The organism is Rathayibacter sp. AY1D2, assembly GCF_002932695.1.
Classification (GTDB): Bacteria; Actinomycetota; Actinomycetes; order Actinomycetales; family Microbacteriaceae; genus Rathayibacter.
Window position 1 is genome coordinate 36,935 of the sequence record NZ_PSVX01000027.1, and the last position, 11,478, is coordinate 48,412.

Consider the following 11,478-nt stretch of genomic DNA (forward strand, 5'->3'; position numbering starts at 1 on the left):
CTCAGCGGTCAGACGCCGAGGGCTCGACTCGCTGCGGTGAGCGCACCATCGGCGGTCGCCCCCAGCTCACGCGCGCGCGACGCGAACACGGCGGCCGCAGCCTGCAGCTCACGCTCCAGCGCATCCACGCCTCCCGCGACGACCGTGCCCGCCCGGCCGCGCGTCTCGACCAGGCCCGCCGACTCCAGCTCCCGGTAGGAGCGGGCGACCGTCCCCGCGGCGACGCCCAGCGTCTCGGCCAGCGCGCGCACCGGCGGCAGCCGCATCCCGACCGGCAGCTCGCCCGCGGCGATCAGAGCGGTGATCTGCTCGCGGATCTGCTCGAAGGGCGCCGCGGCCGCGCCCGCCTCGACGCGGAGCGCGAGCGCCGGCGTCATCGGGCGGCGACCGGGACGCGGTCGAGCGCCGAGTCGAGCAGCTCGCTGATCAGGTCCGGGTAGTCCACGCCGCTCGCGCCCCACATGCGCGGGAACATCGAGACCGGCGTGAAGCCGGGCATGGTGTTGATCTCGTTGACGACGAAGCCGTCGGCGGTGAGGAAGAAGTCGACCCGGGCGAGGCCCTCGGCTCCGATCGCGTCGAAGGCGCGGATCGCGAGTGACCGCATCTCGGAGAGCTCGCCGTCGGTGAGATCGGCCGGGCAGACCAGCTCGATGCCGGACGCCCCGAGGTACTTCGCCTCGAAGTCGTAGAAGCCGCGGCCGGTGACGACCACCTCGCCGGCGACGGAGGCGCGGGCCGGAGCACCGCGGCGGCCGCCGAGCACGCCGATCTCTACCTCGCGGCCGACGATGCCCGACTCGATCAGTACCCGCGAGTCGTGCGCGAACGCCTCCTCCAGCGCGGCCTCGAGCTGCTCGCGCTCGTCGATCCGGCTGACGCCCACGCTCGAGCCGGCCCGCGCCGGCTTCACGAACGCGGGCAGGCCCAGCTCGTCGAGGGCCGAGGAGGCGTCGCCCGGGTCGGCGCGCCACTCCGCCTCGGTCACGAGGTACCAGGGCGCCACCGCGAGGCCCGCGGCCCGCAGCACCGTCTTGGTGAAGTGCTTGTCCATGCCGAGAGCCGACGCGAGCACGCCCGAGCCGACGTAGGGCAGCCCGACGAGCTCGAGCATCCCCTGGACGGTGCCGTCCTCGCCCCACGGGCCGTGCAGGATCGGCAGCACCACGTCGACCTCGCCGAGCGAGCACGTCGCGCCGTCCTCGGTCGTCACGGTGAGCTCTCGCGAGAGGGCGGACTCCGGCCAGCGCACACGGGAGCCGTCGTCCTCGACCCGGGGCAGCGACGCGGCGTCGAGAGCGAACTTCTCGGGACGGTCCTCCTCGAGCACGAAGGCGCCGTCGGAGGTGATCCCGACGGGGATCACCTCGAAGCGGTCACGGTCGATCGCCCGCAGCACCCCGGCCGCCGTTGCGCAGCTGATCGAGTGCTCGCTGGAGCGCCCCCCGAACAGAACGGCCACGCGGAGCTTGCTGGTCATCGAGGTTCCTCTCACCCTGTGGCTCGTCCGAATCCGTGGTCAGGTGCGGCGCGATGTCCTTCGGATCGAGCGTACCGGCGAGCACCTGCGACACCTGCTCGACGATGGGCATGTCGACTCCCCTGGCGCGCGCCAGCTCGAGGACCGGCGCGACGGAGGCGAGCCCCTCCGCCGTCTGCTGCATCGACTTCACCACGTCGGTGAAGCTGTAGCCCTGGCCGAGCAGGCGCCCGGCCGTGTTGTTGCGCGAGAGGGACGAGCTCGACGTCGCGATGAGGTCGCCGAGCCCCGCGAGTCCGGCCATCGTCTCGGCCCGTCCGCCGTACGCGACCGCGAAGTCCGTCATCTCGGCGAGACCGCGCGTGATGATCGACGCCTTCGTGTTCTCGCCGTAGCCGACGCCGTCGACGATGCCGATCGCCACGGCGATGAGGTTCTTCAGCACGCCGCCGAACTCGGTGCCGATCACGTCGGTGTTGACGTAGGAGCGGAAGTAGCGGTTGGTCGCCGCGAGAGCCACCTCCTGCGCGGTGACGAGGCTCTCGGAGGCGATGACCGCCGCGGTCGGCTGCTCCTTGGCGATCTCGAGGGCGAGGTTGGGCCCGGAGGCGACGGCGATCCGGTCGAGGGAGACCGGCAGCATCTGCGCGATCACCTCGCTCATCCGCTGGCCGGTGCCCTTCTCGACGCCCTTCATCAGGCTCACCAGCACCGTGCGCTCGGTGAGAAACGGCGTGATCGCCTCGAGGTTGCTCCGCAGCGACTGCGACGGGATGGAGAGGTAGACGTGGTCCGCGCCCTCCAGCGCCTCCTCGATGCGCGGCGTGGCCCGGATGTTGCGCGGGAGGTTGATGCCGGGGAGGTAGTCGCTGTTGCGCTTGGCCTCGGTGATCTCGCGGGCCAGCTCGGCGCGGCGCGCCCACATCACGACGTCGGAGCCGCCGTCGGCGAGGATCTTCGCGAACGTGGTGCCCCAGCTGCCGGCGCCGAGGACGGCGACGCGGCGGGGCACGGGGATGGGCGCCTTCCTACTGCTCGGACTCAAAGCGACCCGTGCCCTTCTGGTTGTGCTCGGAGGGGTTCCAGCGCTTCTCGGGCGCCGCCTCGCCGCGCAGCTCCTCGAGCAGGGCGGTGATCGCCGCCATCACGACCGCGGAGGCCTCGTTGAGTGTGGCGGAGTCGAGGCTGCGTCCGCGGAAGGCGGACAGGTCGACGGGGTCGCCGACGATCACGTCGACGCGCTTGCGGCGGAAGAGGGTGATCCGCTTGGAGTAGCGGCCCATCAGCTGCTGCGCGCCCCAGTGCGCGACCGGGACGACAGGCAGGCCGTACTGCAGCGCCATCCGCACCGCTCCCGTCTTGCCGCGCATCGGCCAGAGCTCGGGGTCGCGGGTGAGGGTGCCCTCGGGGTAGATGATGACCGAGCGGCCCTCGTCCACGAGAGCCTTGGCGGTCTTCAGCGGCTCGCTGCCGCGGACCGAGCCCGAGCGCTCGACGGGGATCTGCCCGGAGCCGCGCAGGATCGAGCCGAGCACGGGCACCGAGAACAGCGAGGCCTTGGCGAGGAAGCGCGGTGCGCGGCCGGCGCGCCACAGGGTCCAGCCCGTGATGATCGGGTCGATCTCGCTGTAGTGGTTCGGCGCGAACACGAAGGCTCCGGTGCTCGGGATCTTGTCGCCGTTCCGGATCCGCAGGTCGACCGAGGCGGTCATCACGGGGATCACCGCCGCCGCGAGGAACCAGAAGATGGACGGACGGCTTCGCTCAGACACCCGCCCATCCTCGCATCCCGCATCGGAGGGGCCGCGTCCCCACGCCCGGGAGCAGCGGGGCCCCGCGGTGGGAGGAGCGGCCCGGCCGCCGGGTACGGTACCGGCACGCCCCGTCCGCGTCGCCGCCCGTCGCCGTGGGACGCCGTCGGCCGAGCGCTCGGCCGCCTCGCCGACTCGCCGATCGCGCAGTCCGGCCTGGTGCTCCTGCTCGTGTGGGGAGTCGTGCTGCTCGCCACGCAGGCCGGACGCGACGCGGCCGCGCTCGGCGACGGCCTCCTGCTGACGCTCGCGGTCCTCGTCGGCGGCTCGGCGGCCGTCGCCCTCGTGATCGGCGGGGTCGACGCCCTCTGGCGCGTGGCGGTGGCACCGCTCGCCCACGTCGAGGCGGAGGCGACCGGCGGCGTCGCGGTCCTCGGACGCGGCCGGCTCGGAGCGGGCCTCCGTCGTGTCGAGCCGCGGTTCCCGCTGCCGACGCTGCGGCCCTACGCGGTGGTCGTGCCGCGCCGCCGGGGACTGACCGTCTCCTTCGGCGACTGGGGCGTCGTCGTGCCCTGGGCGCGGATCGCGCGGCTGGAGCGGCGGTGGGTGCTGGTGGGCCTGCGTCCGCGCGAGGCCCTCGAGGTCGTCCTGGCCGGCACGCGGCGCGGACGCCTCACGCTGGTCCTGGTCGAGTCGCCCGGACCGCTGAGCCTCCGGCCCGCGCCGGAGACGACGCTCGCGCTCCTCGAGAAGCGGATCCGGGGACGCCTGGAGGAGGACGCGGAACCGCCCGCGTGGGGCGCGCCCTGGCGCGACAGGACCCCGGGCCGCTGAGGACGGTCGTCCTCAGCGGCCCGGGGTCCCGGTGGGCGGCTACGCGTCGAGCGAGAAGTCGGCGCCCAGCAGCTCGAGCTTGGTGAGGAAGTTCTCGTAGCCGCGGCTGATGATGCCGACGTTCGAGACCGTCGAGGTGCCCTCGGCCGAGAGCGCCGCGATCAGGTGCGAGAAGCCGCCGCGCAGATCCGGCACGACGATGTCGGCGCCGTGCAGCTTCGAGGGTCCCGAGATCACGGCCGAGTGCATGAAGTTGCGCTGCCCGAAGCGGCAGGCCTGCCCGCCGAGGCACTCGCGGTGGATCTGGATGGTCGCGCCCATCTCGACGAGCGCGTCGACGAAGCCGAAGCGCTGCTCGTAGACGGTCTCGTGCACGATCGAGACGCCCTTGGCCTTCGTGAGCGCCACGACCAGCGGCTGCTGCCAGTCGGTCATGAAGCCGGGGTGCACGTCGGTCTCGATGATGACCGGCTTGAGCTCGCCGCCCGGGTGGTAGAAGCGGATGCCGTCCTCGGCGATCTCGAACGCGCCGCCGACCTTGCGGAAGACGTTGAGGAAGGTGGTCATCTCCTGCTGGCGGGCGCCGCCGACGAAGATGTCGCCGTCGGTCGCGAGGGCCGCGGCCGCCCAGGAGGCCGCCTCGTTGCGGTCGAAGAGCGCGCGGTGGGAGTAGCCGGTGAGCCGGTCCACGCCCTCGATGCGGATCACGCGGTCGGTGTCGACCGAGATGATGGCGCCCATCTTCTGCAGGATGTTGATCAGGTCCATGATCTCGGGCTCGATCGCCGCGCCCGAGAGCTCGGTGATGCCGGAGGCGCGCACCGCGGTCAGGAGGACCTGCTCGGTCGCTCCGACGCTCGGGTAGGGCAGCGACACCTTGGCGCCGTGCAGGCCCTCGGGTGCCGACATCCGGATGCCCGAGGGCAGCTTCTCGACGACGGCGCCGAAGTTGCGCAGCACCTCGAGGTGGTAGTCGATCGGGCGGTCGCCGATGCGGCAGCCGCCGAGGTCGGGGATGAACGCCTCGCCCAGGCGGTGCAGCAGCGGGCCGCAGAAGAGGATCGGGATGCGGCTGGAGCCGGCGTGCGCGTCGATGTCGGCGAAGTGCGCGGACTCGACGTTGGAGGGGTCGAGGATCAGCTCGCCCACCTCGGCGCCCTGCTTCACCTTGACGCCGTGGACTTCGAGCAGGCCCTTCACGACGCGGACGTCGCTGATGTCGGGCACGTCGCGGAGGGTGGAGGCGGTCTCGCCGAGCAGCGCCGCGACCATCGCCTTGGTGACCAGGTTCTTGGCCCCCTTGAGCTCGATCCGGCCCACCAGCGGTCGCCCGCCGTTGATGGTGATCCGCTCGGTCGTCATTCCCACCCGTGCTCCCGACGCCTTGGCGTCCTGCAGGGCCTTGGCGTCCTGAAGAAGTGTGTTCACGCTATTTCACCGGCAATGTCTTGGGCCGCCAGCTCTCGCGGCGGGTTTCGAATTCGGAAATGAGCGCTTCGTCGCGCAGGGTCAGGCCGATGTCGTCCAGGCCCTCGATCAGGCGCCATCGAGTGTAGTCGTCGATCTCGAAGTCGAAGGTCTCGCCACCGGCGGTGACCGTACGCGCAACCAGATCCACCGTCGGTTCTATTCCCGGGGTGCCCTCGATGATCTCCCACAGCCGCTCGACGTCGGGCTCCGAGACGACGGCCGCGAGCAGTCCCTGCTTGCCGGCGTTGCCCCGGAAGATGTCGCCGAAGCGGGGGGAGATGACGACCCGGAAGCCGAAGTCGCGCAGCGCCCAGACGGCGTGCTCGCGGCTGGAGCCGATGGCGAAGTCGGGGCCGGCGACGAGGATGCCGGCGCCGCGGTAGCGCTCCTGGTTGAGGACGAAGTCCGCGTCCTGCCGCCAGCCGTGGAAGAGCGCGTCCTCGAAGCCGGTCTTCGTGATGCGGCGGAGGTAGATGCCGGGGAGGATCTGGTCGGTGTCGACGTTGGCGCGCTTCAGGGGCGCGGCGATCGCGGTGACGGTCTCGAACTTCTGCACGGTCAGACTCCTGCTCTCTCGCGGACCGGCTCCAGATCGGAGGGACTGGAGAGGGTGCCGCGCACGGCCGTGGCCGCGGCGACGAGGGGCGAGACGAGGTGGGTCTTCGCCCCCTTGCCCTGACGACCCTCGAAGTTGCGGTTGGACGTGGAGGCCACGCGCTCCCCCAGGACGAGCTGGTCGGTGTTCATCCCGAGGCACATCGAGCAGCCGGCGAAGCGCCACTCCGCGCCGAACGCGGTGACGATCCGGTCGATCCCCTCGGCCTCGGCCTCGAGCCGCACCCGGGCGGAGCCGGGGACGACCATCACGCGGACGCCGGGGGCCTTGGTGCGCCCCTCGACGACGGCAGCGAAGGCCCGCAGGTCCTCGATCCGCGAGTTGGTGCAGGAGCCCATGAAGACCACGTCGACCGGGATCTCCTTCATCGGCGTGCCGGGCTCCAGCGCCATGTACTCCAGCGCTCGCAGAGCGCTGGCGCGCTCGTTCGGATCGTCGAGGACGTCAGGGTCCGGTACCGCCTGCGAGAGCGAGACGCCCTGGCCGGGGTTCGTGCCCCAGGTGACGAACGGCTCGAGCGCGTCGGCGTCGATCACGACCTCGGCGTCGAACACGGCGCCCTCGTCGCTCGGCAGCGTCCGCCAGTAGGCGACCGCGGCGTCCCAGTCCTCGCCCGCCGGAGCGTGCGGGCGGCCGTGCAGGTAGGCGAAGGTCGTCTCGTCCGGCGCGACCATGCCGGCCCGCGCACCCGCCTCGATCGACATGTTGCAGATCGTCATCCGGCCCTCCATCGAGAGCGCGCGGATCGCGGAGCCGCGGTACTCGAGGATGTAGCCCTGGCCGCCGCCGGTGCCGATGCGGGCGATGACCGCGAGGATGATGTCCTTGGCCGTCACCCCCTCCTTCAGCGTGCCCTCGACCGTGATCGCCATCGTCTTGAAGGGTTGCAGCGGCAGCGTCTGCGTCGCCATCACGTGCTCGACCTCGCTCGTGCCGATGCCGAAGGCGATCGCGCCGAACGCGCCGTGCGTGGAGGTGTGCGAGTCGCCGCAGACCACCGTGACGCCGGGCATCGTCAGGCCCAACTGGGGGCCGACGACATGCACGATGCCCTGCTCGACGTCGCCCAGGGAGTGCAGGCGGACGCCGAACTCGCCGGCGTTGCGGCGCAGCGCGTCGATCTGGGTGCGGCTGATCGGATCCTCGATGGGGCGTCCGATCTCGAGGGTCGGCGTGTTGTGGTCCTCGGTGGCGATGGTGAGGTCCGGCCGGCGCAGCGGGCGCCCCGCGGCACGCAGGCCGTCGAACGGCTGCGGGCTGGTCACCTCGTGCAGCAGGTGCAGGTCGATGTAGAGCAGGTCGGGAGCGCCGTTCTCGCCCGCGACGACGACGTGGTCGTCCCAGACCTTCTCGGCGAGGGTGCGCGGCTTCTCGGCTCTCCTGCCGGTCCCTGCTCCACTCGACGCGGGCGCGGCTGTGCCGGGTGTGGTCTCGATCATGACGGTTCCTTCTCCTCCTGGAGTCGCTGCTCGGCCGGGCGAGGCACCGCGACGAGGGAGGCCGTCAGTTCGAGGTCTCGTCGCGGCACGGAAGGAGGTGCGGGCCACTCAGCATGGACCGAGAATAGCACCGCGCTCCCCCGCCTCCCGGGCGGGCGCGGCACGGAGTCGCCCGGCTCAGGCGCGGGCGTCGAGCACGGCGTCGACGACGACGACGGTGACGTTGTCCCGTCCGCCGGCCTCGACCGCCGCACGCACGAGCGCCTGAGCGAGGTCGGCAGGGTCGCCGGAGTCGCGGCGGGCGAACAGGGCGGCGATCCGCTGGTCAGAGAGCTCCTTCGTCAGCCCGTCGGAGCAGAGCAGGTAGCTGGCGCGCGGCACGACGGGCAGCGTCCAGACGTCCGTCTCGACCTCTTCGTCGGCGCCGAGGGCGCGGGTGACGATGTTGCGGTCGGGATGCGACTCCGCCGACTCGGGGGTGAGCAGGCCGGCCGAGACGAGCTCCTGCACGGCGGAGTGGTCCACCGTCAGCTGCTGGAGTTCGGCACCGTCCCAGCGGTAGACGCGGGAGTCCCCGACGTTGAACAGCGCCCAGCGGGCCGGGCCCGCGGGCTCGGGGAGCACGAGCATCAGCCCGGTCAGCGTCGTGCCGCAGAGCGCACCGCCCACGTCGAGCGCGCGCACGGCCGTGTTGGCGCCCTCCACCAGGTCGAACACCGCGTCCACCGGACCCAGGCTCGTCGGCCGGTTCTCGCGCAGCGCCTCGACGGCGGCTGCGCTCGCGAGGTCCCCTCGTGCGTGCCCGCCCATCCCGTCCGCGACTGCCAGGAGCAGCTCGTCGGCGAGGAGGGCGTCCTCGTTGACGCGGCGGACGGCGCCGACGTCGGTGCTGCTGCTGACGGCGAGCCGCAGCGCCCCCTGGGGCAGGTCGACCGTGGTCGTCGTCATCGCGGGATCACTTCTCCTCGGCGGAGGACCGGGCGTCGTCCGCGACGACCTCGGGGTGCCCGTCGTGCAGCTGGATGTGGCGGTGCTCGCGGCGCATCTTCGCCAGGCTCGCCAGCGTCGCCACGGTCATGCTCAGCACGATGACCACGAGCGAGGTGATCGTGTCGATGTCCCACACCGGCACCGGCTCGCCCCCGTTGAGGAAGGGCAGGTCGTTCTCGTGCAGGGCGTGCAGGACGAGCTTCACGCCGATGAAGGCGAGGATGAACGCGATCCCGTACTTGAGGTACTCGAGCTTGTCGATCAGCCCGCCGAGCAGGAAGTAGAGCTGGCGGAGCCCCATCAGCGCGAAGACGTTCGCGGTGAACACGATGAAGGGGCTCTCGGTGATGCCGAAGATCGCCGGGATCGAGTCGAGCGCGAAGAGCAGGTCGGTCGAGCCGATCGCGAGGAACACGATCAGCATCGGCGTGAAGTGGCGCGTGCCGTCGATCGTGGTGCGGATCCTGGAGCCGTCGAACGAGTCCGAGATCTTGACGCGGCGGCGCAGGAGCCGGATGAGCAGGTTGTCGGTGCCCTCGTCCTCGTCCTCCGCGCCGAACGCCTGGTTCCAGGCCGTGTAGACCAGGAACGCGCCGAAGAGGTAGAAGATCCAGCTGAAGCTCTCGATGAGCTGCGCGCCGAGCAGGATGAAGACGCCGCGGAAGACCAGCGCGATGATGATGCCCACCATCAGCACCTCCTGCTGGAGCTTCGCCGGCACCGCGAAGCGGCCCATGATGATGACGAAGACGAACAGGTTGTCGACCGAGAGGCTGTACTCGGTCAGCCAGCCTGCGACGAACTGGCCGGCCAGCTCGCCGCCGCCGAGGATCAGCATCAGCAGCGCGAACACGAGCGCCAGCGACACGTAGAAGCCGACCCACAGCCCCGACTCCTTCAGGCTCGGCACGTGCGGGCGCTTGTAGACCAGCAGCAGGTCGGCGGCGAGGATCAGGCTCAGGACGACGAACGAGCCGATCACGAACCAGACGGGCAGATCGAGCATGAGGGCCTTCCGAGTGGGTGGGGGCCGAAAGTCTCTCCCCGGGGAGCGGACGGCCGTGCCGGTCCGCGTCACCCGTCCCGCCCCCGGCGCCGCGCAGGGGCGGTGCGTACTGACGGGAGCGGAAAGGCGGGATACTCCCCTTCGCGGATGCGATCCTAGCGCCGATCCGGCGGGATGCGGCCCCGGGGAGGCGGAGCGGGAACGAGGCGATCGGCGCGATGCGTCGAGCGGGTGCCGCGTGGCGAGCACCCGGGTGTTAAACGAGAAGAACCCCCGGTCAGACCGGGGGTTCTTCTCGTGTTGCCGTGGTGACCCCAGCGGGATTTGAACCCGCGTTACCGCCGTGAGAGGGCGACGTCCTAGGCCGCTAAACGATGGGGCCGCGTTTTTGCAACTCGAAGAGTGTTGCACACGGATCCGCATCGACGCAAATCGAGCGCCCGGCCCATCCGGTCTCCGCTCGGCCCCGGCCTTGCCCGCCGCCCGCCGAGGCGGTTGGCTCGGGGCATGAGACTGACGAAACTCGAGCACGCCGCCGTCCTGATCGAGGAGGACGGCGCCCGGCTGGTGATCGATCCGGGGTCCTTCACCCGGCCCGTCGAGGGGACGACCGACACCGTCGCCGTGGTGCTCACCCACGAGCACGCCGACCACTGGACCCCGGAGCAGCTGCAGCGCCTGCGCGACGCGGCCCCGTCGCTGCGGATCCTCGGCCCGGCCGGGGTCGCCGCCGCCGCCGAGGGCTTCGACGTCGAGACGGTCGCCGACGGCGATGTCGTGACGGTGGGCCCGTTCGAGCTGCGCTTCTTCGGCTCCCGTCACGCGGTGATCCACCGCAGCATCCCCGTGATCGACAACGTGGGCGTCCTGGTGAACGGCCGGGTCTACTACGCCGGCGACTCGTTCACAGTGCCGGAGGGCGTCGATGTCGAGATCCTCGCTGCTCCCTCGGGAGCACCGTGGATGAAGATCGCCGAGGCGATGGACTACGTGCTCGAGCTCGCCCCGCGGCACGCCTTCGCGACCCACGAGCAGGTGCTCTCGGAGGCGGGGCGCTCGCTCGGCCACGACCGGCTCGGCTGGGCGGTGCGCGAGGGCGGCGGCGAGTACCACGCCCTCGAGCCGGGCGACGTGCTGGAGCTCTGACGGCGGGACTCGCCCGCGATCACTCGTACCATCCGGGCGCCCGCTCCTCGTGCCGTGGCTCACCGGACCGGCGGAGCCGCCGTCGCCCGAGCGCGAGAAGCAGCAGGGAGAGGCCCAGAGCGAGGATGCTCGGCGGGACGGCGACGAGGAGCGCCGGGCCCGGAGCGACCGCCTGCAGGACACTGCTCGCGCTCGGCTGCCCGTCGGCCACGCCGACCACGAGCGCTATCGACGGCGACACGACGATTAGGGCTGCCAGCCACGCTGGAACCAGGACGAGGGCCGGAGCGAGCGACGGTGTCTACGTCGATCGCCGAAGTGCCAGCGCCGCACACGGGAGGACGAAGACGAGCGCTCCAGGAAGGAGCCCGACCGCCGCGAGGAAGAGGAGGAGGGAGGCGAAGCCGGGTTCCACGAGCGCTCCGAGTCCCGCCAGCGCCGCCGTCACGCCGACCGGGAGGAGGGAGACGGCTGCGGCCCACCCGAGAACGCGCAGCGCGCGTGGCTCCGCGCCATCGGAGACGTCGATCACGAGGTCCTCGAGGGGGCCGGCGAGCGTCGGCCGCCGGTGAAGCGAGGGGTCGACGACCCCTCACGGCCTGCTGGAGTCCTGGCGGTGCAACGACGACGGCCGGGCCGGGGGCGCGCCCCGGCCCGGCCGTCGATCCGATCCCTCACCGGATCAGTAGTACTCGCCCTGGCGGTAGTCCCAGGAGTTGAACTGCTCGGCGAGGTTCAGCATGATG

Annotated in this window: 12 protein-coding genes and 1 tRNA gene; 2 read left to right on the top strand and 11 right to left on the bottom strand. The window is 71.5% G+C overall.

From position 1 onward, the window contains the following. Nucleotides 1-8 precede the first annotated feature (8 nt). Genes C5D04_RS08765 through C5D04_RS08780 form a run of 4 tightly spaced genes read right to left on the bottom strand, consistent with a single transcriptional unit; the run spans nucleotide 9 to nucleotide 3,252 of the window. Complete coding sequence (locus tag C5D04_RS08765) at nucleotides 9-377, bottom strand: GntR family transcriptional regulator (protein ID WP_104249623.1); 369 nt, start codon at nucleotides 375-377, stop codon at nucleotides 9-11. After that, nucleotides 374-1,480, bottom strand: a complete 1,107-nt coding sequence (locus C5D04_RS08770) for a D-alanine--D-alanine ligase family protein (RefSeq protein WP_104295026.1) — start codon at nucleotides 1,478-1,480, stop codon at nucleotides 374-376. The genes C5D04_RS08765 and C5D04_RS08770 overlap by 4 nt, the downstream gene beginning before the upstream one ends. After that, nucleotides 1,377-2,492 (bottom strand): NAD(P)H-dependent glycerol-3-phosphate dehydrogenase, encoded by a 1,116-nt coding sequence (locus C5D04_RS08775; protein WP_181027083.1) that lies wholly within the window; start codon nucleotides 2,490-2,492, stop codon nucleotides 1,377-1,379. Before C5D04_RS08775 ends, C5D04_RS08770 begins: the two co-directional genes overlap by 104 nt. Before the next feature lie 16 nt (nucleotides 2,493-2,508). Further along, nucleotides 2,509-3,252: a 1-acyl-sn-glycerol-3-phosphate acyltransferase gene (locus tag C5D04_RS08780; protein ID WP_244229445.1), complete on the bottom strand. Its 744-nt coding sequence runs from the start codon at nucleotides 3,250-3,252 to the stop codon at nucleotides 2,509-2,511. A gap of 198 nt (nucleotides 3,253-3,450) precedes the next feature. Here C5D04_RS08780 and C5D04_RS08785 point away from each other — a divergent pair, with 198 nt between their 5' ends. Next, a complete protein-coding gene (locus tag C5D04_RS08785) occupies nucleotides 3,451-4,065 on the top strand; it encodes a hypothetical protein (protein WP_104347590.1) in 615 nt (204 codons plus the stop codon). Between the two features lie 39 nt (nucleotides 4,066-4,104). On the opposite strand, the gene murA is transcribed toward C5D04_RS08785, so the two are convergent. The 6 genes from murA to C5D04_RS08815 form a co-directional block, all read right to left on the bottom strand. Further along, nucleotides 4,105-5,427, bottom strand: a complete 1,323-nt coding sequence (gene murA, locus C5D04_RS08790) for a UDP-N-acetylglucosamine 1-carboxyvinyltransferase (RefSeq protein ID WP_181067970.1) — start codon at nucleotides 5,425-5,427, stop codon at nucleotides 4,105-4,107. A gap of 67 nt (nucleotides 5,428-5,494) precedes the next feature. Then, nucleotides 5,495-6,091 carry a 3-isopropylmalate dehydratase small subunit gene (gene leuD / locus C5D04_RS08795; RefSeq protein WP_104223089.1) on the bottom strand — a complete coding sequence of 199 codons (597 nt, stop codon included), beginning with the start codon at nucleotides 6,089-6,091 and terminating at the stop codon, nucleotides 5,495-5,497. A gap of 2 nt (nucleotides 6,092-6,093) precedes the next feature. Continuing rightward, the gene (leuC, locus tag C5D04_RS08800; protein WP_104223088.1) at nucleotides 6,094-7,590 is read right to left on the bottom strand and encodes a 3-isopropylmalate dehydratase large subunit; all 1,497 of its coding nucleotides are present in this window, start codon (nucleotides 7,588-7,590) and stop codon (nucleotides 6,094-6,096) included. A 177-nt stretch (nucleotides 7,591-7,767) separates the two neighbouring features. Next, nucleotides 7,768-8,538 carry a PP2C family serine/threonine-protein phosphatase gene (locus tag C5D04_RS08805; RefSeq protein ID WP_104223087.1) on the bottom strand — a complete coding sequence of 257 codons (771 nt, stop codon included), beginning with the start codon at nucleotides 8,536-8,538 and terminating at the stop codon, nucleotides 7,768-7,770. 7 nt (nucleotides 8,539-8,545) lie between these two features. Further along, nucleotides 8,546-9,586, bottom strand: coding sequence for a TerC family protein (locus tag C5D04_RS08810; RefSeq protein ID WP_104223086.1), 1,041 nt, complete (start codon nucleotides 9,584-9,586; stop codon nucleotides 8,546-8,548). A gap of 306 nt (nucleotides 9,587-9,892) precedes the next feature. Continuing rightward, nucleotides 9,893-9,968, bottom strand: a tRNA-Glu gene (locus C5D04_RS08815). Between the two features lie 125 nt (nucleotides 9,969-10,093). Between C5D04_RS08815 and C5D04_RS08820 the strand changes: the two genes are divergently transcribed. Further along, on the top strand, nucleotides 10,094-10,732 hold the full coding sequence (locus tag C5D04_RS08820; RefSeq protein WP_104225619.1) for an MBL fold metallo-hydrolase: 639 nt from the start codon (nucleotides 10,094-10,096) through the stop codon (nucleotides 10,730-10,732). Nucleotides 10,733-10,751: 19 nt separating this feature from the next. On the opposite strand, the gene C5D04_RS08825 is transcribed toward C5D04_RS08820, so the two are convergent. Then, a complete protein-coding gene (locus tag C5D04_RS08825) occupies nucleotides 10,752-10,973 on the bottom strand; it encodes a hypothetical protein (protein WP_146087850.1) in 222 nt (73 codons plus the stop codon). Nucleotides 10,974-11,478 lie beyond the last annotated feature (505 nt).